This is a genomic window from Stieleria bergensis (genome assembly GCA_007745635.1).
Taxonomy (GTDB): domain Bacteria; phylum Planctomycetota; class Planctomycetia; order Pirellulales; family Pirellulaceae; genus Stieleria; species Stieleria bergensis.
On sequence record CP036272.1, the window covers coordinates 396,434 to 418,658 of the forward strand.

Annotated in this window: 17 protein-coding genes; 8 read left to right on the forward strand and 9 right to left on the reverse strand. The window is 55.2% G+C overall.

Features of this window, described 5'->3' with window-relative positions; translation table 11 throughout:
- Window positions 1-2 precede the first annotated feature (2 nt).
- Window positions 3-887: an acetyl-CoA carboxylase, carboxyltransferase subunit beta gene (accD, locus tag SV7mr_RS01210; RefSeq protein WP_145268461.1), complete on the reverse strand. Its 885-nt coding sequence runs from the start codon at window positions 885-887 to the stop codon at window positions 3-5.
- A 431-nt stretch (window positions 888-1,318) separates the two neighbouring features.
- Here accD and SV7mr_RS01215 point away from each other — a divergent pair, with 431 nt between their 5' ends.
- A complete protein-coding gene (locus SV7mr_RS01215; protein ID WP_145268463.1) occupies window positions 1,319-3,625 on the forward strand; it encodes an FAD-dependent oxidoreductase in 2,307 nt (768 codons plus the stop codon).
- 93 nt (window positions 3,626-3,718) lie between these two features.
- Here the strand turns inward: SV7mr_RS01215 and SV7mr_RS01220 are convergent, their stop codons facing one another.
- Complete coding sequence (locus SV7mr_RS01220; protein ID WP_145268465.1) at window positions 3,719-4,762, reverse strand: hypothetical protein; 1,044 nt, start codon at window positions 4,760-4,762, stop codon at window positions 3,719-3,721.
- A 43-nt stretch (window positions 4,763-4,805) separates the two neighbouring features.
- Complete coding sequence (locus tag SV7mr_RS01225; RefSeq protein ID WP_145268466.1) at window positions 4,806-6,041, reverse strand: vWA domain-containing protein; 1,236 nt, start codon at window positions 6,039-6,041, stop codon at window positions 4,806-4,808.
- A gap of 163 nt (window positions 6,042-6,204) precedes the next feature.
- Here SV7mr_RS01225 and metK point away from each other — a divergent pair, with 163 nt between their 5' ends.
- Together metK and SV7mr_RS01235 are read left to right on the forward strand one after the other, a co-directional pair.
- A complete protein-coding gene (metK, locus tag SV7mr_RS01230) occupies window positions 6,205-7,392 on the forward strand; it encodes a methionine adenosyltransferase (RefSeq protein ID WP_419187950.1) in 1,188 nt (395 codons plus the stop codon).
- A gap of 130 nt (window positions 7,393-7,522) precedes the next feature.
- Window positions 7,523-8,431: a metallophosphoesterase family protein gene (locus tag SV7mr_RS01235; protein WP_419187951.1), complete on the forward strand. Its 909-nt coding sequence runs from the start codon at window positions 7,523-7,525 to the stop codon at window positions 8,429-8,431.
- A 55-nt stretch (window positions 8,432-8,486) separates the two neighbouring features.
- On the opposite strand, the gene SV7mr_RS01240 is transcribed toward SV7mr_RS01235, so the two are convergent.
- The 3 genes from SV7mr_RS01240 to SV7mr_RS01250 form a co-directional block, all read right to left on the reverse strand.
- Window positions 8,487-9,431, reverse strand: coding sequence for an LpxI family protein (locus tag SV7mr_RS01240; protein WP_145268468.1), 945 nt, complete (start codon window positions 9,429-9,431; stop codon window positions 8,487-8,489).
- Between the two features lie 33 nt (window positions 9,432-9,464).
- Entirely contained in the window at window positions 9,465-10,547 is a 1,083-nt protein-coding gene (gene lpxD / locus SV7mr_RS01245) for a UDP-3-O-(3-hydroxymyristoyl)glucosamine N-acyltransferase (RefSeq protein ID WP_145268470.1), read from the reverse strand.
- A 384-nt stretch (window positions 10,548-10,931) separates the two neighbouring features.
- The gene (locus tag SV7mr_RS01250; RefSeq protein WP_145268472.1) at window positions 10,932-11,207 is read right to left on the reverse strand and encodes a hypothetical protein; all 276 of its coding nucleotides are present in this window, start codon (window positions 11,205-11,207) and stop codon (window positions 10,932-10,934) included.
- A 1,666-nt stretch (window positions 11,208-12,873) separates the two neighbouring features.
- Here SV7mr_RS01250 and SV7mr_RS01255 point away from each other — a divergent pair.
- Entirely contained in the window at window positions 12,874-14,436 is a 1,563-nt protein-coding gene (locus SV7mr_RS01255; RefSeq protein ID WP_145268474.1) for a sigma-70 family RNA polymerase sigma factor, read from the forward strand.
- 5 nt (window positions 14,437-14,441) lie between these two features.
- Window positions 14,442-15,851, forward strand: coding sequence for a tetratricopeptide repeat protein (locus SV7mr_RS01260; RefSeq protein ID WP_145268476.1), 1,410 nt, complete (start codon window positions 14,442-14,444; stop codon window positions 15,849-15,851).
- Between the two features lie 8 nt (window positions 15,852-15,859).
- On the opposite strand, the gene SV7mr_RS01265 is transcribed toward SV7mr_RS01260, so the two are convergent.
- The 3 genes from SV7mr_RS01265 to SV7mr_RS01275 form a co-directional block, all read right to left on the reverse strand.
- Complete coding sequence (locus SV7mr_RS01265) at window positions 15,860-16,588, reverse strand: DUF3299 domain-containing protein (protein WP_145268478.1); 729 nt, start codon at window positions 16,586-16,588, stop codon at window positions 15,860-15,862.
- 173 nt (window positions 16,589-16,761) lie between these two features.
- The gene (locus SV7mr_RS01270) at window positions 16,762-17,487 is read right to left on the reverse strand and encodes a hypothetical protein (protein WP_419187952.1); all 726 of its coding nucleotides are present in this window, start codon (window positions 17,485-17,487) and stop codon (window positions 16,762-16,764) included.
- Between the two features lie 49 nt (window positions 17,488-17,536).
- Complete coding sequence (locus tag SV7mr_RS01275) at window positions 17,537-19,162, reverse strand: hypothetical protein (protein ID WP_419187953.1); 1,626 nt, start codon at window positions 19,160-19,162, stop codon at window positions 17,537-17,539.
- Between the two features lie 423 nt (window positions 19,163-19,585).
- Between SV7mr_RS01275 and SV7mr_RS01280 the strand changes: the two genes are divergently transcribed.
- The 3 genes from SV7mr_RS01280 (at window position 19,586) to SV7mr_RS01290 (ending at window position 22,103) form a co-directional block, all read left to right on the forward strand.
- The gene (locus SV7mr_RS01280) at window positions 19,586-19,909 is read left to right on the forward strand and encodes a calmodulin-binding protein (RefSeq protein ID WP_145268480.1); all 324 of its coding nucleotides are present in this window, start codon (window positions 19,586-19,588) and stop codon (window positions 19,907-19,909) included.
- A 126-nt stretch (window positions 19,910-20,035) separates the two neighbouring features.
- On the forward strand, window positions 20,036-21,667 hold the full coding sequence (locus SV7mr_RS01285) for a helix-turn-helix domain-containing protein (RefSeq protein ID WP_145268481.1): 1,632 nt from the start codon (window positions 20,036-20,038) through the stop codon (window positions 21,665-21,667).
- Window positions 21,660-22,103: a hypothetical protein gene (locus tag SV7mr_RS01290; RefSeq protein WP_145268483.1), complete on the forward strand. Its 444-nt coding sequence runs from the start codon at window positions 21,660-21,662 to the stop codon at window positions 22,101-22,103. Before SV7mr_RS01285 ends, SV7mr_RS01290 begins: the two co-directional genes overlap by 8 nt.
- Window positions 22,104-22,225: the final 122 nt, after the last annotated feature.

Below are 22,225 nucleotides of genomic sequence, written 5' to 3' on the forward strand. Positions count from 1 at the left end.
CTCTATTTTCCGCAGTAATCGATTGCCCGAGCAATCTCGGTCTTTAGATTCTTTCGTTCCACAATGCGGTCGATGAAGCCATGCTCCAAAAAGAACTCGCTGGTCTGGAAACCTTCGGGAAGTTCAATGCCGATCGTCGCTTTAATCGTTCGTGGACCAGCAAAACCAATCAATGCCTTGGGTTCAGCGAAGCAGAGGTCGCCCAGTGAGGCAAAACTGGCTGCCACTCCACCCATCGTCGGGTTGGTCAACACGCTGATGAATAGTCCGCCAGCTTTGTCGTACCGAGCCAATGCTGCACTTACCTTGGCCATCTGCATCAGGGACAGGATGCCTTCATGCATGCGAGCTCCGCCACCGCTAGCACTGATGATAATCAAAGGCAGGTTCTGTTTGGTGGAATGTTCGATCAGACGGGTCAAACGTTCACCGACGACCGATCCCATGCTGCCCATGATGAAGGCACTGTCGGTCACAGCAATCGAGACGCGGCGGGCGCGAACCATTCCCACGCCGGTGACCACGGCATCGGTTAGCCCGGTGCGTTTCTGTTCACCCACCAACCGTTCGACGTAGCGTTTGCGATCGGAGAACTCCAGTGGATCGGTCGAGCGTAATTGCTCGTTCATTGGCTCGAAGGTCCCCTCGTCGATCACCTGATTGATGCGATCGGGCGCCGAAACATAGAAGTGGTGTTCGCACTTCGGGCACACGTTCAGCCGCTGCTCAACTTCTTTCTTATAAACGCTCGCACCACATGCGGGGCATTTCAGCCACAGGCCCTCAGGCACGCCACGCTTCTTGGGAGTGTTGGAGGGAGAGGGGGTAGATTCAGACATGGTCGGCTGTGCGGAGGAGGCGACGGCAGAAGATTCGACGTTGGCCATAATGAGGGCAAACACACGACTAGGGGTGGACTTAAACGACGCCTGGAAAGTCTAGCTAAAAGTTCTTGAATTCTCAGCCCCAAATGCAACGGCTTAGCCTGTTCGGGTGTGGTTGTGCCGCCCGGCGGGTGTTTTTAAGCCCTGCTCTGCGTTTTTTGGCGATCATTGCTGGTTGTTTCCAGAACGCTTTTGGTTGTCCCCACAGCGATCCGGCCCGCTAGGCTGGGCGGCCACGCACTTCGTCGCTGCCCGCGTGACTTCTGTTGCCCTGAGGCTGGTTGAGGCAAAAAGTTGGGCTAAACTAGTCGCTCTCCCGCCCCTGGCTGTTTCAAGCCACCGATACAAGCTGCTGTTTTCAGCTGCCCGTTCAAACCCCTGGCAGGCACTTGCTTGCACCCCAATTGCTCTCTTGATTCGTAAGGTCATCCCCTATGAGCTGTTTTTTTCAGTTGTTGAAAGCCTCCCTGCTGGCTGGTTTGATGCTGTTGTTCACGACCGGATTTTCACCGTCCGGGGCCGTTGCACAGGAGAATCAAGGCAAGCAAATCTTTGTTGAAGCGGAGAGCTTTGCCGATCTCGGTGGCTGGAAACTGGACACTCAGTTCATCCAGCAGATGGGTTCGCCTTACTTGTTGGCTCATGGTTTGGGGAAGCCGGTGGGCGATGCGGTCACGCAAATCGATGTTCCCGCCAAGGGCGTTTACCGAGTCTGGGTGCGAACGTTTGACTGGGTCGCACGCTGGGATGCGAGTGGGCATCCAGGCAGTTTTCAGCTCTCCATTGATGGCGATCTTTTGCCCGTCACCTTTGGAACACAGCACAAGCGTTGGGCCTGGCATGATGGTGGTGAAGTTCAATTGGATCCCGGCAAAGTCGAATTGCGATTGAAGGATCTGACGGGCTTCAATGGTCGTTGTGATTGCATTTATTTCACGCAAGATCTCGATGTACAGCCTCCTCAGCCTGGCGGAGTGATGTCATCGTGGCGTCGCAAACAGTTGAACTTGCCCGCCGAAACGCGGCAGGTCGGTCCGTATGACGTGGTGGTTGTCGGTGGCGGTTACGCTGGGATGGGGTCGGCGATCAGCGCCGCACGCATGGGCTGCAAGGTCGCCTTGATTCAAGATCGTGGCGTGCTGGGCGGCAACGGATCGAGCGAAGTTCGCGTGTGGGCCAAGGGGAACATTCGCCGAGGTGAGTACTCTCGCATCGGCGAAATCATTGAGGAATTTGCCGACCGGGCGACCAAGTCTCCTGGCACCTATGAAGAGTTCGGCGATTCGCTGAAAGAACAGATTGTCCGCGCTGAGGACAACATTGATCTTTTCCTGAACCAGCACGCTTTTGACGCGATCATCAAGGATCAGCACATCCAGTCCGTTGACATGCTCAATACCAAGACTGGAGAAGTGGTGCGAGTGGCGGGAGATCGATTCGTTGATTGCACTGGTCACGGTTGGCTGGGGGTCTTTGTTGATGCCGATCGTGAGATGGCTGAAGATGGACGCATGGGCATGAGCAATATGTGGGCCTGGGATGAAGCGAAAACCGCACAAGCGTTCCCTCAGACGCCTTGGGCGTTGGATTTGAAGATGCAAGATTTTCCCTACCCCCGTGATCATCATGGGCAGTGGTTCTGGGAAAGTGGTTTTGATAAAGACGCCGTCGGCGATGCCGAGGGGATTCGCGATTGGAACCTCCGCGCCGTCTTCGGTGCTTTCAATGCGATGAAAAACAGGGACGGAGCCGCCGATCACCGGAATGCCTGGCTGACTTGGGTGGCTTACGTGGGTGGGCCGCGTGAAAGCAATCGCTTGCTTGGTGATGTGGTTTTGACGCAGGAGGACGTCGTCGCCAAGCGGCAGTTTCCCGATGGCTTCGTTCCCAGTACTTGGTCAATCGATTTGCACTATCCCAAAGAACAGTATGCCAAGTCCTATCCAGACAACCCCTTCATCAGCAAGGCGGTGCATGATAATCGGGTTGATCGAACGTTCGGGTATCCCGTGCCGTATCGCTGTTTCTATAGCCGAAACATAGACAACCTCTTCATGGCCGGCCGAAACATTAGCGTGACCCACCAAGCCTTGGGCACCGTGCGAGTGATGAAGACGTGCGGCATGATGGGTGAAGTGGTTGGCAAGGCGGCGTCCTTGTGTGTCCAGCATGACTGTTCGCCACGCGAGGTCTATGAAAAGCACCTCGATGAGCTCAAGGAACTGCTGCGTTTACCTGGCAAGGCTCGACGAGCCAAGCCGGGAGCCCCGATCAGCATTGATCCCGGAGCGCTTCCCGAGGCACCAGCCTATGGCCCATTTACCGGCCGCGATCCCGCGAAAATGAAAGGGATCGTGGTTGACGATCGCAATGCCCAGACGGCAGGCAAGTGGTCTGCTGGTCGAACGGGTGGCAAGTACATCGGGTACAGCTATCGTTATGCGTCACCGAACAGTGGTGCATCGGCAAAGTACAGCATCAAGGTTGATCAACCGGGGCGTTACCAAGTTGGCGTTCGCAGTGCTCCGTTCGATAATCGATCGACCAGTGCCCCGGTTCAAGTGATCTGTGGTGATCAAGACGTGACCCAGCGGATCAATTACCAGGGCACCCAGGATGGCGAATTCGTTCCCGTTACCATCGTGAACGTCGCTAAAGGGCAATCCGTGCAGGTGCTGATTCAAAGTGCTGAAACCAAGGGCCTGATTCACCTGGATGCGGTTCAGTTGTTGGCTCAGTAAGCCACACCGTGAGGCGGGTTGATCGGGTGTTGTGTCTTCACGCACTCGGTGCATGCTGGTGATTTGCTCGATCGCAGCGGCAGTTCTTGGCGCTCAGGGGATGGGCTGCGTTGGCTTGGGCACTGGATAGGGAGTCGGTGCAGCCAGCTCCAACGCCTTGGACCAACGCTGTGAGGCTTCGTTTTGCCCCATGCGACGCAGGGTGGTTGCCAATCCAATCATCGGTCCCGTCTGGAGAGGCATCGGCAACGCTTCGACCTCTGTTTCCCAGCTTTCAAAGTCACTTTGGATCTGCACGGGAGTTTTCAGTTGCCACAACAATTGCTTGGCCAGCGTGGCAATCGTTGGTCGCTGAGTCTGTGCGGCCAGTCGCTGCAAGGCAGATTTGGCCGCGTCGCGATAGTCCTGAGAACGCATTAGCCAGCTGGCGGCAACCAGTTTGACCGCCAGGGAGTCACTGCCGGCAGCTTTGACCGCAGGTTGCACCAATGCCGATGTGTCCGACCAGTCCCAGACAATGGGCAGTAAGCCAAGTGTCATCGCTGGCAGCGGGCGCTGGTCTAATTGCCGGACCAATTCGATCGCCACTGAACCGCGATTGCTTTGCATCGCAGCGCGTGCGGCAAGCATGGAAAGCCACTGTTGACGCCACACAGGAGCACGCTGTCCGTTTTGCGGTTCGCTGACCGCCTTGACGATGGCGGGCAGGGCAGCGGAGAACTGTCGTTGATCATACAGAGCTAACGCCTTGATCTGATCGTCGGGTGTGTTGGCCAGACGCACATGGATGACTCGATTGGCGGCATAGGTGTCGACTTGCACTTTGCCGGGGACTTGGATCTTGGCTTGCTTGTCGTTTAATTCGAGGATCTGTCCCCGAATGCTGTTGACGGGAATTGGAAACCAGCGTTGGTTCCGCGGCGTTTGCTGGGCAGTCGCAGAGGGGGCCAAGAACAGTTGGTGCGCGGCCGATGGCGCGGTTGGTTCTTGGGCCTGCATTTGCGTGACCGGCCACGTTGTCGGCAGCGCAATGGCCAGCGTGCTAAGCAACAGCACAGCAGAGGAGAGAGGCGTGGTTGAGCTCACGTGATCGGCGCTGGTTGAATGTGTTTGGTCTGTCTTGGGTCGATCGGACATCGCAGCAAGTTGCTGAGTTTTGCAAGTTGCTGAGGTTTGCGAATCACTGGGGCTTTTTGAGGAAGCTGTTCAGCGTTCGCACGTCGACGTACTGGTATTGACCACCGTTCATGGCGGCCAGTTCGCGCAGGAAGCTATTGGCTGCGCCGCTGCTTTGGCTGCCGAACTCGATGGAGTGGATCGTTGTTCCGGCCGAATCCGCTCGCATCTGAACGTCGCGCAGTTCGCTGCTGCTTAAGCGAGGCATGGTGGCATCGGTCAGGAAAAAGATCACATCGGGCCGCATTCGCAGTGCCATCAGCAGGGCGGTTTTGTGCTTTGTGCCGCCGAAGGCTTTCATTGATTCGATGTAACGTTCGGCAGCTTTCAGTTCGTCGCTTTGGCCATCAATCATTTGCGTGATGCCTGAGGACGTGGGAAAGGGGCTGGCGGTATCGTTGTAAAAGATGATTTGGAACTGTTGTTTTTCGGTTAACGAATTCAGGCTGCGCGTCAGTTCGCGTTTGGCGCTGCGCAGTGGCAATCCGCTTAGTCCGTTCATGCTATCGCTGCGATCCATCACATAAACGTAGCGCCGTCCACTGCCGCTGACCCCGAACAGTTCAGCGGTGCCGGTTGGTGTGCTGGGGAGAGATTGTTCGGTTTGCGAACTGCCCAGGTCCCCGCTGCCGATCGCTGCGTCGCCAGCGATGCCGCTGCCGCCAACTGGGGCGGGAGTGGCTTCGATGGCCGCCAGGATTCCGTCTAAGTCGAGGGCGTCATGATTGCCTGCCGGTGGTGCGGCGGCGGCCATGGTGGCTTGTTGCAAAGCCTGTTGCTCTTGCTGAGTTTGTTGTTGCTGGGCGGTCTGTGCTTCTTGGTAGACGTCGCGGTCGGGCAGCCGATGGACCACCGCAATCCCGATCGGCCGGTCTGGAGCGCCGCCGGTTCCTTTGGTGGTTTTGGCGACGGTCCACAGCAACAGGATCAAAACGATCAGGTGAAAACTGCCTGAAAGCACCATGGCGGGCCACTGCCGATGCGGCGTTTGAAGCGTTGGCTGTCGTGCGGCCTGGCCAGCTGGGAAGGGATTCACGTTGGCGGCAGGGGCGCTGGTGTTTGGCGGCGCCGTTCTCTGCTGGGGCTTGCTGGGCACTTCTTCTGGTCCCCTTGCCGGCCGTTGTGGGGCGGCCGCCTGATTTCCGCTGGCCGCCGGATTCTTCTTCGCCGCATGGGGGGCAAGTCGTGCCGATTCGGGCTTGGAGGGCGGATCTGGGCCGTCAGTGGGTGGTTCTGTCACGAGTTGTGGGCCACAATGGGATTTTGAAGGTGCTGGTGCTTTTCAGCGAGGCCTGAGCAATTTACGTTATGCCTTGCTAATTGTACCTTTGATGGACGAGTTTGACCTACCAGAATTTAGCTTGCCCGAACTTACCTCGGAAACCAACCACGGAGACTTACCTGTGAGCGAAGCTCGTTTTTTGTTTACTAGCGAATCTGTCAGCATGGGGCATCCCGACAAGTTGGCTGATCGTATTTCCGATGCCATCCTCGATGCGTTGTTTGAGCAAGACCCCAATAGTCGTGTCGCCTGCGAGACCATGGTGACCACTGGTCTGGCCGTGATCGCGGGTGAGATTTCCACGCAAGCCAAGGTCAACTACTCCGACGTTGTTCGTCAAACCATCAACGAAGTCGGTTACACCGACGATCACATGGGGATCTGTGGCGACACCTGTGCGGTCATGGTATCTCTGGACACACAGAGTCCTGACATTGCGCAGGGAGTCGATTCGGACTCCGACGCCGGTAAGGATGTTGGTGCGGGCGACCAGGGCTTGATGTTCGGTTATGCCTGTACTGAAACCCCCGAGTTGATGCCATTGCCGATTGCACTTTCGCATCGCATTATCAATCGCATCACCGAAGCTCGCTTCAATAAAGAAGTGCCTTGGTTGCGTCCGGATAATAAAAGCCAAGTGACCGTCGAATACGTTGGCAACAAGCCTGTTCGCATTGATACCGTTGTTGTCAGTGCTCAGCACGACGAAGATGTGACCAACGACGAGATCCGTCAGTTCATTATCGAGAACGTCATCGCACCTTGCCTGCCAAGCGACTTGGACACCAGCGACATTACCTACCACATCAACCCGACTGGTAAATTCGTCGTTGGCGGGCCTCATGGAGACTGTGGCCTGACCGGACGTAAAATCATCGTTGATACCTACGGTGGCTGGGGACGCCACGGTGGTGGTGCGTTCAGCGGCAAGGATCCAACAAAGGTTGACCGCAGTGCTGCTTACATGGCACGCTACGTCGCCAAAAACATTGTTGCAGCCGGATTGGCCGAACGTTGTGAAGTCCAATTGGCTTACGCAATCGGTGTCAGCGAGCCGGTGAGCGTGCATGTTGACTCAGAGGGAACCGGTACGGTGCCAGATGAGGTGCTTCGCGATCTGGTTCGCGAACACTTCCCGCTGACTCCCAGTGGCATCATTGAGCATCTTCAGTTGCGTCGACCGGTCTACAAGCCAACCACCTCCGGCGGTCACTTCGGCCGTGACGGTGAAGGCTTTACCTGGGAAAACACCGACAAGGCAGAAGCCCTTGCCGCAGCAGCGAAAGAGGCTGCCGCTGGGTCAGCCTAGGCGTGTATCGATGTTGGTTTGACGCGGTGGATGATGCACGCTTGGCGGTTTCATTCAGCTGGGTCTCGCCAAACTGGGTCTCGCCAAACTGGGGTGCAGCAAATTGAGTCGGGCAATCGAAAAGGACGCCATGTTCTGGCGTCCCGATGGGCTCAACGAAAAAAAGACGGCTGGTGTGACCAGCCGTTTTTTATTGGCGATGACTTGGGGTTGTTATTCGGGGCGGATTGGAAATAGCCACATGCGCTTGCTCTGGACTTCTGATATTCATCTCAATCACGTCGATTTTCCCACGTGGGATCAGTGGCTGTTGGCGCTTTGCGAAGCCGAGGCAGACGGCTTGCTAATCACGGGTGATATTTCCGAATCGAATGATGTTTACTTCCAGTTGCGCCGCTTAGCAGACGCCTTTGCCAAGCCCATCTATTTCGTGCTTGGGAACCATGATTTTTATGGTTCCTCCATCGCTCGAACGCGCCAGCAAGCCAGTGCTTTGGCAAGGGAGTTGCCAGAGCTGTGCTATTTAACCGATAGCGCGCCCATTGCGATCAGCGATTCGGTTTACTTGTTGGGCGAAGATGGCTGGGGCGATGGGACGCGCGGTGACTATCAAGGTTCGCCGGTTCGGATGCAAGACTTCGAACAGATTAGCGACTTTCATCAGGTTGATCGAGATTTGTGGCAAGGCCTGATTCAGCAGCAAGGTCAGCAGTCTGCGGCAAGGGTGAGGGCCAAGTTGAGTTCTGTCCCGGATTCTGCGCAGACGATTTATGTGGCCACGCATGTGCCACCGTTTTGCGAGGCATGTTGGTATCAAGGCAGGACAACCGACGAGAACTGGGCGCCGTTCTTTGTATGCGGCCAAGTCGGAGACGCTTTACTGGATTATGCTGCCGAGCATCCGCACATCAAGTTGGTGGTCCTCTGCGGGCACACTCATTATCGCGGCACCGCTGAGATGTTGCCGAACTTGGTGGTGCACACGGCGGCCGCTGAGTATGCGCAGCCAGAGATTGAATCCAGTCTTGAGATTCACTGAGCCAGCAAGTCCGTCGGTTTTAGATTGCCCGATCAGAGGGCGGGTCCTGAAGTGATCAGGCTGAACGCTGGTGCGGCGGTTGCTGGGATTTCTGTGCTGAGTGTTGATCGCGAACGGCGACGATCGTGATGCCGAGTTGTTTTGCCATTTGGGCTGTTTCTTGTTGTTCGACAACAATGGTTTTATCGGCTTCAACCACGATGGCTGTGCCACCGCCCTCATACACTCGTTGCACGGTTTGCGGGCCGATGGTGGGGACATCGAAGCGCATGTCTTGTTCTGGCTTGCTAACTTTGACCAGCATCCAACCGCCGCGCCGGCATAATTGCCCGGTTCGCTCGATGCACTGATCCGTTCCCTCGACGGCTTCAACGGCCAGGATGGTTGAGTCCTTGACGGTTATCGATTGGCCGATGTCCATGCCGCCCATTTGCTTGGCAACCTGCCAGCCAAAATCGGCGTCTTGCTGTTGTTTCGAAGAAAGCGTTTTGCCGCAAAAGACTCCTTCGCTGATCAACAGTTGTGGTGCGAGGTCCGTCGCTGCGGCGATCTTCATGTGATGTCTCTGGTAGGTGTTGGTGACGGCGAGCAAGAGGTTGTCATCGCGCGCATCGGGACGTCGTCCCAGCAGCGCTGGAGCAAAGGTGCGAATGGCAGTCCAATCCGGGAGGTGCTTGAGAATCAAGCTGCCTTGAAAGAGCAGGTCCGACTTAAACAGTTTGCCAGCCATCGTGACCTCTTCAACACCCTGTCGTTTGAAGAAGCGGATGTGGGCGCCGATTTTTCCGACCCCAGACCAGCGGACACCGCTGCAGATCGATTCCAGTTGTTCGCTGGCGTGGTCCTTGATGGCCACGCAATAGACATCGCGACCGTTGTTGGTGACATGCTCAGCGACTTCGATCGGGAAGCTTCCCCAGCCGGCGATCAGGCCGATCGGTGGTCCCGTGCGCGCGGCGGCAGTTGAAAGGTTGGTGGCCTGATGTGAATCGCGCTGCATTGCTCGTCCTAGCTTGCCGTTGATGGCATCCCCTTAGGCAGCCTCGCCTCGGCTGGAGTTTTGGGAGATTGGTTTGGTTGTGGTTTCTGGTTGATCAGACGACGGAGCAAGCTTCTGCAGTTGCTTGCGAAGTTCCTTGAGCTCTTTTCGCATCTCTGGCAGTTTGCGCTGAAGGGCGAAGATTTGCATTTGATCGCGATAGGGAATGGCCGGTGCACCCAAGTAGAATTGGTTGCCAGCGCAGTCGTCCATGACACCGGCTTTGGCGCCGATGATGGTGTGGTCTCCAAGCGTGATGTGATCTTTCAGGCCCACTTGGCCAGCCAGGGTCACATAATCACCGGTCGTGCAGGAACCTGCGATGCCGACTTGGCTGCACAGGAGGTTATGTTTTCCGATCTGGCAGTTGTGGGCAATCATCACTTGGTTGTCGATCTTGGTGCCTTCACCGATTGTGGTCGCGCCATAGCTGCCACGGTCAATGGTGACGGAGGCTCCGATCTCGACATCGTTTTCGATCTTGACCGAACCCAGTTGGGCTTTGGCAACGTGCCGGCCGGCTTCTTGTCGATAACCAAATCCATGGGCGCCTAACACAGAACTTGCGTGGATGACCACGCGATTGGCGATCTCAGTACGCTCGTACAGCGTGACGTGGGGATAAATCACACAGTCATCACCGATGGTGCAGGCAGCCATGATCACGACGCCAGGCATGATCTTTGTGCGCTCGCCGATCACCACGTCTTCAGCAATGGTCGCAGTGGGATGGATTTCTGCAGTCGCAGCGACTTTGCTAAACGGGCTGCAGCCTACGCCGGGAATCTTGGGGCCCAGTGGTGGGCGGAAATGAGCGACGATTTTTTCGAACGCCAGATGCGGCTCGTTGCAGACAATTTGTGGAACGTTGATCTCGGCTTGATAGCTGCCAGTGACGAAAGCCAGCGCTGGTTTGGCCTGAGTGTTCCAAATCGCTGCGTCAGCAGGCGAAAGGATCAGGGTGATCTCTTCAGTGGTTGATTGGCCAGCCGGATTGGCACCTCTGCACAGCAGTGAACCGTCTCCATGAAGCTCCCCGCCGACGAGCGTGGCGATTTCTTCGAGTCGAAGTTCCATGGCGAAGTCCTTTTCGCGTTCTGAGCACACTCGGGAGGTCAGTCGCTGGCAGGCAGTCGGCTGAGAGTGGTGCAGTGTCTGGGTAAACTGCTGTGGCCAAACCGAACGGGCTGATCGTGGTTGCGGCCACGGGGTGAAGCGTGTTCGGGTGGGTTGCAGCAGCGGCAGGGAATGAGCCAATCACCGGTATAGCGGGTTGACGGCGTTTCACGCAAGACGAGCCCAGGTCTGAGGCCGCGAAAAATTCGGACGCTGCTGAGGGTCTCAGCCTTTTTGGCGTGTCGCCGTGGATGATTGGTCGCCGCGATTGAGCGACCGGGGGCGGCTCGCGGCTTTCTAGCCCTTGTGTTTGCTGGCAGAAGAAAGGGTTGGCAGTGCCCCGAGTCAGTTGCCGGACGCTCGGGATTTTCGGTTTCCAGTGACACCGATGCCCAGCGTGCACAGTGCCAGCAAGCTCGTGGCAGCGGCGGAGAACAGAGATCGATTTCTCCAGCCCTGTTTGACGTCAACTTCTGTCTGGAAGCTGTATGGAATGCGAACGTCCAGGGAGCGTTCTTCCATCGCATTGAACTCCATCACCATGTCAGCAGGCGAGGCTTGCTGGTGGTCGATTTTCCGATCGGCCAAAAAAGACTCGGTGGTCACCGGTGCTTGACTCATCAGATACATGGTGCCGCAAAACAAAGTGACCATGCTGGCGAGGACGCAGAGCAAAAAAAAGCTGGCGAAAGCGACGTTGGATCGAGGTTGCTCGGCCTTTGGCGCCGTTGCGCCAGGGGCCTCCTGTCGGGGGAGTTTTCGAAGCTCACCTAATTTAGGGACTTGAATCACAGCCTCGCAGCTGGGGCAGGGGATCTGTTCCCCGGCACGGGCCGGTGCAACGGGGACCTGGCTCTGGCAGTCTGGGCAAGTTAGCAGATGCATTTTAACGGTCTTGCGGGAAATAAGAGTTGGAATTGATATGCAAATGGGTGGACCCGGGCGGTCGTCGGACTAGAATCTTGTCGGTGCTTGGTCATGCCAGTGTACCTGCCACTTCTACGTCATGGCGTGTAGACCCAAGGGAATGGTTCAAACCCCATCCTGTCCGGTGACACCGCTTGGCGTCGTACATCAAAGATGAATGTGGATCAAAGCGAATCATAGTTCTCGCATCAGGCTCCGTCAGGATGATCGGAAGGCCTCACCCCCATGGCATGAATCACTAAGTATCGCTAGGAAGGCAAAAATAACTGCGCCAACTTGTTTGGTGCGCCCATGCAAACAAACTTTTCCCACCTTATTGACCTCATAAACACCGTCCATCATCTCTGGCGGCCCCACCAATCGAAAGGAACGAGAACCCTGATGTGATCCCACCTCTGTCGCAAATCACCTTTTAGGTGTGGCGCCGATTTGGTTGTGCTGGGTTTGGTTTGATTGCTTCTGTTTGTTGTGATCAACCGCTTCATTAGCATGACTTAGTCGAGGGCTACCCGGCTCGGGAATCAGCATTCGGCTCTTGCGAGTCACTGCACTCAGGTGCGGCGTCAAGTCAACAAGAGTCCATTGTGTTTCACATGCAGCGTTTTGGTTTCGATTGGAGTGCCCGTTGGTTCCCCTGCGATCGTGTCATCGATTGATCGGCACCGATGACTGGGGATTCACTCGTCACTGGGGGCTCACTCGATCCACCCAGGCAACGAGATCCATGGCAGGCGTTTACGAAAGTCATCACAAGTTGGTTCGTTTGTTCTTGCAGTTGTGATCGCGAACTCGTTTGGCCGGAAGCCTTTTCCAGGTGACCTCCGGTGGGTTCCAACTTCGACATGTGGCGTGATTAAACTGGTGCAGGCTGTCGCGGGGGAATGGTGCTAAGCCAATAGGGCTTGGCCAAGATGACTTTGCAAAAAGGCGTGGTGTGAATTCGCGCACATTATGAAGAAACCTTTGAAAAGCACTAGCAGATCGCACGTTCTAGCGCTAGGTTTTCGAAGGTTACTGACGCATGAATTCCTGCGCCAATGCGTAAAGTCAACCAAGCAAGGTTAAATGGGACAACCAGAAGTTTTTTCCAATTAAGGGAGGCAGTCAGGCAAACGCTAGAGGGGTGGTAGAGTTTTGTTGGCATCACAATGTGGTGACCGCAAACCGCTATCTCAAGCAAAAACTCATCGCTGTGACTCCATCAGAGATCAGATGCCACATCGGCTGGATCATGATGTTTGGTTGCAGTGAAGTGATGTTTGTCAGGCTGCATGGTTTCCGATCAGCTCATTGCCACGCCGACCAGCGGACCATTATCGTTGATTAATAACCCCAAACATTCCTCCTGGAGTTTGTACTCTTGTTCGATAGCCTCTTGGACGAATTCGATGACGTCGCCGTACAGTCTGCAGACATGGTATCCGGCGGTTTCCGTAAATTACCTGTTGATGAGAATGAGGAAGATGGTGGCGTAGCAAGTGCACAAGAAGTTGCTGAAGGTGAGGTTCAGCTGTCAACTTCAGATGACATGTTTGGTGTCGATGAAGTTGAAACTTGGTCGGACGATCCGGTGCGAATGTATTTGACGCAGATGGGTGAGATCCCTTTGCTGACTCGTCGCGAAGAGATTGAACTTGCCAAGCGTATCGAAGAAACTCGCCGACGCTTTCGCACCAAGTTGTTTGAGAATCACTATGTCTTGCTAGAAGCTTACAAGACTTTGAAGAAGGTTTATCGAGGGCAGTTGCCGTTCGATCGAACCGTTCAAGTCAGCGTCACTGACAGGCTAGAGAAAGAGCAGATCATTGGCCGCTTGCCACACAATCTGTTGACCTTACAGACGCTTCTCAAACGCAACCATCGCGATTGGAAGATTGCGATCAGCAAGTCGGCTTCAAAACGCCGTCGTGCAGAAGCCTGGAAGTCATTGGCGCGCCGTCGCCGTCGCGCTGTGCGACTGATCGAAGAGTTGGGTTTACGAACGCAACGCATTGAGAACCGCATTGAGTTGCTGGAGAAGTTCAGTCAGCGCTTGGATGCGATCGATGGTCTGGTCAAAGAGCAGAAGCGAACGCGTGCGGGCAAAGAACGTCGCGAAGAATTATTGCGTGAACGTCGTCAGATCCTCACTGCCTGCCAGGAGACACCGACTTCGCTGCGAAATCGCGTGAAGATGCTCGGTAGCGTTTATTCTGAGTATCAGCAAGCCAAGCGAGAACTCAGCGAAGGGAACTTGCGATTGGTGGTTTCGATTGCCAAGAAATATCGTAACCGTGGCTTGTCGTTCTTGGATCTTATTCAAGAGGGCAATGCAGGTTTGATGCGGGCGGTTGACAAGTTTGAATATCGCCGCGGTTTTAAATTCTGTACCTACGCGACTTGGTGGATCCGACAGGCGATCACTCGCGCTGTTGCGGACCAAAGTCGTACGATTCGGATTCCTGTGCACATGGTGGAAACCATGAGCCGAGTTCGCAATGTGGCACGGCAACTGTTGCAAGAACTGGGACGCGAACCCTCGATTGAGGAAACCGCTCGTCGTGCCGATGTGACCGTTGAAGAAGCTCGACGTGTGTTGACCATGAGTCGGTTCCCAATCTCGTTGGATCGGCCCGTCGGTAATAGCGAAGACAGTCAGTTTGGTGATCTGTTGCCAGACGGCGCTGCAGAAAGCCCGCAAATCGGCGCGACGCAAGAGATGCTGAAGATGCGGATTTCAAACGTGCTCAAGTCGTTGTCCTATCGCGAACGCGAGATTATTAAGCTCCGTTATGGACTCGGTGATGGGTACAGTTACACGCTGGAAGAAGTCGGCCATATCTTCAAGGTTACCAGGGAGCGGATTCGACAAATCGAAGCCAAAGCGGTTCGCAAATTGCAACAACCTAGCCGAAGCCAAGATCTCGTTGGGTTCCTTGACTGATTGCCATGTTTGATATTGCTAACGCCCTCGGTGAAGGCTGGACCATCCATCAATCTGGCAAGACCGATCAGGCTTTGGCGATCTATGAGAAGGTCATTGATCAAAAGCCCAAGAACCCCGAGGCACATGTTTATCGGGGAATTGCGCTTTTCGATTTGCGCCGGTTTGATGAAGCGATTGAGGCTTATCAAACGGCGCTGAAAATTCGTGACCAGTTTCCTATCGCGTGGAACAATCTGGGCAATGCCTTCCGGATGGTTGGCCAGATTGACCAAAGCGATCAGTGCTTTGAGACTGCGCTCAAGCAAGACCCCAAGTACCTGTCCGCGATCAAAAACCGTGGCACGCTGTGGGTCTGGGCAGGCGAGTTAGAACGCGGTTTGACCTGGTATCAAAAAGGCTTGCAGCTCGCTCCTAAAGAACCTGAACTGCATCGCAATTTAGGGGTCATCTATTTACTGCTCGGTGATTACAAGCGTGGTTGGCCAGAATATCGCTGGCGCTGGAGCATGCCAGGCATGCAGCGGATGGCTGGCAGTTTGCCTCTGTGGAACGGTCAAGACTTGTCCGGTAAACGCTTGTTGCTGTTCCCCGAGCAAGGTCGCGGCGACGAAATTCAGTTTGTACGCATGGCCAGTTGCCTGTCTCGCTTAGGCGCCCATGTCTACATGGTTTGCGATGAGCCGATGATTCCGCTGTTCCGTTCGGTCGCCGGTGTGGCTGGAATGCTGCCAACGGGCGAATCCATGCCGCCGATTCATTTTCAATCTTCGCTGATCGATGCTGTGGATAGTTGGTATCAGCGTTTTGGTGAGTTGCCGTACGGGTTGGATGGTTTTAACACGCACCCGACTGCCGGTTACCTGAATGTGTCGCAACCGTTGACGGAATATTGGGGCAACTGGCTGAACGCCAATCTGCCTCGCGCCGAAGCTCCGGAGAAGTCTCCCTTGCGAGTGGGCATCGCTTGGCAAGGAAACCCCGAGCATCACGCTGACGTGTATCGCAGCATCGCATTGCAGCAGTATCGTCCGTTGGCGGAAGACCCAGAGATTGAGCTCGTGAGTCTGCAATTTGGATTTGGCAGTGAGCAGCTGGAGCAGGTTGATTTTGGAGATCAGATTCTACGCTTGCCCAAGGACACCGATGCAACGGGCGGCGCATTCACGGACACCGCTGCAGTGCTGAAAAATCTTGATCATGTGCTGACGACCGATACGTCACTGGCGCATCTATCGGGCGCTCTTCAGGTTCCGACCACCGTCCTGCTGGGGAAGATTCCTGATTGGCGATGGCTTCAGAAAGGTGACACCACTCAGTGGTATCCTTCGATGCGATTGGTCCGCCAAACAGATCTTGGCGATTGGGAGACGCCCGTGCAACAGGCTCACCAAGCCATCAAGGCTGGCGCTTGACCAAGTGGTTATTTCACCGAGCTGGCTTCAATGCGAAACACAGCCATGTGAGTGGCTGTTCCCGGTCCTGTCCCTTCTGGGTAGCGATACTTTTCATCATCAAGCAGGAACGTGCCTTCCACAGTCACCGGGCGAGTGGTGAATTTTGCCGTCGCATCACCTGTCATTTCAACAAACACGCAATCAAACAGTAAGGCGCCTGGCCCGAAGCAGCATTCCTGGTTGTCTCGAACCAGTACGAACTGCTTGATTCCGGAGCTTTGAAAGATGGAGCTCGGCAGCATGTAGCCGCGGAGTTTGACGTTCTTGTCGTTGATGCGTTTAAGGCGTTTGGTCCACATCGATGAATTGAAGGCAGAGTCCTTTTCGATATCGAACTTGAGATCATCGAAGTTGATTTCGCCTTTTGCCAGTTGCGCTTCCGAACTGGGGCGGAACTCAACTGTTGGTTTATCGCTGTTTTGGGCAAACCGATCGCGAGGCGAAAGGGCGCTCTGTGGGCGTGTCGCCTGGTCACGTTTTGCTACCTGAGCTTTTCCCTGTGTGATGGTCTCGGAAAGATCCGCTCGCTTGGGAGTGGAGTCTTCGTCTTGGCGTACCGCGTTCTCCAATGCGTTCTCCAACGCGTCGGCAGGGGCGAGATTCCAGAGGATGAACGCAGCAAGCAGCGCAAGGCTGGATGTGACTGCGGTGATGATAAGGCGTGCTGGACGGCTACTGAGGAGCGGGCTGGCCATGGAGTGATCCTGCTGGTTTCACGGCAAAATGAAGTCACGGTCAGGCAAATCAGTTACGGCTAAGTCCGTTGGCTCAGCGCTGATTGGCTTGTTTTAGCTTCCGTGACCTAACAGTATATCGGATCAGCAGGGTCTGAATCCAGAGAAACTGTTGTGGGGATTGCCGCCGCAGGCTATTTGAGCCGGGAGTCGGAGCCGCTAACAAGGCGGTAGAAGACTTGGTTTTCGAAGCTTGCCCGTGTCTTTGGAAACTTATTCAGCTGAAACTTGCCGATCAGTTTTCGTTTGGCCAAGTCACCCGCTTTCATGGTTTGGCCTGGCTTGAGTGTGATTTCAATCATCTCGCTGCTCTTAGGCTGACCGCCAAAACAGCAGGTTTGCAGGTCGCCGACGATGATGAACCGATTCAGCATGCCTGTGCCACTGGCTGGGTGGATGTAGCCTTTGACGAACACATCTTTGCCGTCCAGTTCAACGGAGGCTTCGGTGTACCGATCTGGCTCGCCATCGAATCGCAACATGTTGAAGCCAATTCGTTCGTAGCCTGCGGGGACCTCGGTGAGGTAGACGTAGGTGTGGAAAGACGAGCCGGTCACCAGAATGGTGAGGTTCATCATCAGCGCGAAAAAAGCCAGCCCGCGACCACTGAATTCGTTGGGGTACTTTCGAATTGACCGCAGGGAGAACAGGGCCAGCACGATGCCCAAACCTGTGAGGGCAAGGACCGGCCACATGATCGACAGATAGCCTGCAAGCGAAAATGCGCCTAGGACGGTTGCCCAGATCGCACTGCGGCTGATTGCGCGATAGGGAAACTCGTTACTCGAATCAACGTTGGTGGATTCCGAGGCGAATGCGGTTTCTAGATCGGCAAATGACGTTTGGTTCTCTGCGCTCATCGATGCTATATCAGGGTTCGTGCCCGCCATCGGGCCGTTGGCTTTGAGATCAAGCTTTGGGGGGATCGAAGACGCGTCCTCCGGTCAGCACTAGGAAAATGCCGATGCAGAGTGACGCCAATCCCATGACCATTACGAGCGTAAGATTCCAAGGGTTCAGCTGGTTTGGCAAAATTCGTGAACCCAGCAATTTGGCACCTGGGATGCTAGCAACGGTGGTCAATTGGGGCGCATCATCGGAGTGGTTTCGCTTGGCGGTCGCATCGCCAGTCGCGACAAATGAAGCGTCGGCTACCTTGAGCGACGGGCCGTTGATCGGCAATCCGCCAATTGGGCGAGCCTTGTCGGACCGAGTGTCCGAAACGAGAGCTCGTTTGGATTTTTCGAAGCGTTCCTTGCGAGTGCGTGAGGCTTGGTCATCTTTGTCGTCACTTTTCGACCGGATTGGAATCGGGAAGAAAGCTTTTGAGCGCTGCACGGCGCCGGGGTCAATTTTCTCGAGTTCTTCGATGGCCTTTTGGGCTTCCGGCAATGGGCAGGCTCGCAGGTAATTGACCACGGGAACGCGGACCCAGTTTTTCTTTTCGTCAGCGTCTTTAAAGAGCTTGACCATGCGATTGACTTGGCTCCAGTCGTCCCACTTGGCTAGATCGGGAATCACCATATCAGCGAGCTCGGGTCGCTCAAGCACTGCGTGCAAGGATTCCACCAGTGCACTGCGTGGGATCACACCACCGTCGGTTCCATGGAAGCGAATCGCCATGATCGCCGCATAGGTTTCTTTGAACGGAGCTTTCTTGTTGGTGATGAACAGTTCGTTGATCAGCGGCAGGCCTTTTTCGCCCGCCAGTGTCAAGTAACAGGCGATCAACGCATCGAGTCCACTGGAGACACTTTTGGTCGGCGTGCGCAGTTGGGCTTCCAGCATCGGCAGGTCGTCTTTGCTGCCGCAGATTCCCAGCATGGTGAAGTACAGCCGGCGACGGTCAGCGCCGATTTCAGGGTTCTGGACCCATTCCACCAGTCGGTCGTGGTCCATCTCTGCCCCTAGTTTCATCATTTCTTCGTAGGGCGTGGAGGCGAACTCGTCGTAGGCATCGCGGGAGATCAGGCGATCGTCGTTCTCAAGAAATTTGCGGAAGTAGCGCAAACGCGACAATGGATCCTCTTTCAAATTGATCGCACCGATGATGTATTTTTCAAAGTCTTCTGTCAGTGGCAGGCAGGACCACTGCAGTTCAGGTGGGTCGACCCCTGAAAGCAGGAACCGGCGTCCGACTTTGACATCGCCGTAGTAGATTGCGTCAATGACTTGGTCCACCTTGACCAGTTCGCCACCGCGAAGCACCTGGTGGATCTTCATTTTGACGATGCCGGTATCCAAGTTTCGCGTCAGTTGGCTATCAACCGACGAAGCAATCACCACCGCGTCCATGGTCAGAGATTGCTGACGAATGGTTTGCTGGACAGATTCACAAAACGGGCAGGCCTGGGACACGGCAGGCAGCAGTGTCAACAAGATCCCCAGTGCGACGGCCAACCCGCGGCCAGCAATCCCACGCCAACACAGGGCAGGCGCATTGCGATTGAGGCGTGGTAGACTGTAGCGGTCGCGATCGAGAGGGGCTTTGGGATGAGTTTGAGCGATGTAACTCATGCGTGGATCAACTTGCATTCGAGGAGCTGCCAAAAAGATTGTGGGGGGGAGGCGATCGAATTCCCTCTATCATACGTTTCTCTTGGCCGAGAGGTAAGCCAGAAAGCGTTTCTCATCGAAATCGCCTCACGATCGGCTCAACCCGAACAGCCCGTTTTGCCGATACCACCCTAGACCAGGGAGATCTCCGGGTTTTGCGAGTCGTCCGTTGTGTGCGGATGGCCGTGAACGGCCCCCAAATCGCCGGCTAAGTTGACGCCGCGGTTACGAGCCGATTGGAAAAAAGCCTTCCTGTGTGCAGCTTGAACGCAGTCAAGCGTCATCAAGCACATCCATTTCATCGAACAATTTGTCGGTCACAGCTTATTCGCGCCAAGACAGCAGCAGTTTGTCGAGTGCTAGCGAATGGTCGTTGAGGCCGACATGAGGGGGAAAGCAGGAATGCTTCGTCAATTGGTTTTTGTTGCCGCAGTCGCCTTTGCGGCTCTTGCTGTTTCCGGCGAAGCGTCGGCCGAGCAGCGTGCTTACGGACAAAATTGGGGTAGCAATAACCGCTACGTCGACTGGAATCGCTTTTACCACTATCCCTACGTTTACTACCCACAGAATTTTCAGGGACAGGAAGCGTATCGCAGTGCTGATAGCTTGTATCACCGCTATCGCCCTGAGATGCAGATTCCCGTCTACAACCGAAAGTGGCACAACTATTATCCCAGTCCACGTCGCTTCCACTCCGGACACCACTTCATTTTGGATGTCTTTTAATCGGCATCCCGCCGATCGCTTGGTTCTTAGCTTGGCGTGACTGGGGCGATGAGCGGTGGCTAACAACGGAGCGTCGCTGCGCACTGTCGTGCTTCGACGCTCGTTCATTCCAGCAGCAGCCCGAGCATGGTTCAGCCAAGTTTTCAGAGTTCCAAATATCGTGTGTTGCAGCGTCTGATCGACCGATCAGCCACGCCGATTTGGGCCATTGACCACACTGGCAAACTGGTATTTGTTTCCGCCGGGCTGGCAACGCAATTACAGTTGGACAGCGAGTCGCTGATTGGGCGTCTTGCGGTGGTGTCGGGGAAGTCACCGGCAGATCCACTGGATGCTTTGGTAGCCTCGCTGGCTGCGCCTGTCGGGATCGAACAAACCCGACAAGCTTGGTTGCAAGTCCAGCCCGCCAATCGCCAACGCTCTGGCAAGACAACGATCGAGACGCTGTTTTTGTATCTTGATCAGGCCGCCGTTAGCGATGCAGGATTCGGTGCATCTGGGCTCGCTGAACTCTCCAGCACCGGGCACTCGGCGACGGGCCAACCCGATGGTGATGTTCCTCCGGTTGGATTTCCAGCTCCAGCTGCTTTCTGGGAAAGTCATCGTCCGTTTGTTCTGGCGATTGGAGGTTTTAGCGCTGCGCCACTTCCTGGTTTGGATGTCACTCTTGCCCGGCAATTGAGACAGCAGCTTGATGCGTGGAATCAGTTGCATCATGCGCTCTCGAATCAGCTTTGTCTCGGTCGTTCACGATCTGCCCAGCGATTGCGGCGCCAGATCGAATGGGCCGTCTCGCGACGCGCGGACCTGTTGATCTCTGCCCAGGCGGGTTGTCTGGAAGAAAGCATTGCCCGTGATATCCAAGTTCAAAGCACAACGGACGAACCCTTTGTCACCATTGACGGTCCGTTGATGGATGCGGAGCTCTTGGATGCTTCCTTGACTCCTGCGCTGCATCATTTATTGGATGATCCGCAGCATTTGGCGACGGTGCTGGTAAGGGGACTGGACGAGACGCCTTTAGAAGCCCAGGCTCAGTTGTGGGAACACTTGCGGCAATCAGGTGATCGATTGAGGTTGATCGCCCTGACTTCTCCCGATCCCAAGATGGCTGCTTCGGAGGATCCCGCCTTGGTCAATGATTCTGCGCTCAATACGTTCGATTCAGGGACAGGTTCTACTGATGCCATTGGGGTCTTGCCGAAAATTGCCGATCGTTTCTGTGGGCCAACGATTGTGATTCAGCCGCTTCAAGAACGCGTGGAGGATCTGCCGTTAATCGCGACGGCGATCCTGCAGCAGTTAAGGGTGGGCGGCGAATGCGATCTCGATCGGTTTTCCCAGGCCGCGATGGACGCGATGGTTCTGTATCCGTGGCCCAATAATTTTGTTGAACTGAAACAAGCGATCCAGCATGCGGCAAGCAAGGCGTCGGCCGCGAGCCGAAAGTCAGCCGCCGTTCGATCGATTCAGCCCGATCACTTTCCGCTGGCAATTCGATCTTATCGGCCGTCTGGCCACCCATCACCTGAAGTCTTGAAGATGGATCTTGATCATGAAGTGGCTCGCTTTGAGGCTGCTTTGATCCTCAAGACGCTTGAGCAATCTGATGGCAATCGCGCCGAAGCAGCGCGACGACTAAGTATCTCCAGGGCAAGGCTGCTTCGCAAACTGGAGACCATTGAGCAGACTCCAGCACTTCAAGCCAGTGATTGGTACCAAGGGCTGACATTTGATGGAGAGCAAAGTCGTGATTGAAGTTGCTGTGCTCGTTTGTGAACAGGGGCACCGCTGGAGCGATGCCGCAAAACGTTTTGCCAATCAACACCTTAAGCAGAACATCGCAAGTAACCTCTCGCTGGAGAGGCAATTGCTTTTTCAGATTCTTCCCGTCGATGCAACCGTCGTTGCTGCTGCCTTAGGTTGTTACCGTGACGCAGTCGTCGTTTGGGAAGTCAATGCAAAGAACGTTGACCGCCGGCTGTCAAACGTGGTTCACCTTCATCGCCATGCTGCGAATCGGCTGCAGTGGCTGGCAGTCGATGATCCTTCGCGAAAGCTCTCTCAAGCTTTGCCGCACTTCATGAGCTTTGCGATTAGCGGCATCCTAACTCAGCCAATGCAAATGCAAACTGTCTTCAAGCTAACAACGGCTCAGGTGGCACGAAACGCTCGTCTCAACACGCCTGTTTAATCGCGGCGTTGGTGGCTGTTGCTAGCAAATGCAGTGGCGAGTCTGCGTTGCTTTCAGAGAGCAGGGAATGCCTTGTGAACTATTTTTGAATGACTCTGCAGAGGGGGTTTTTGGCGTCTGGC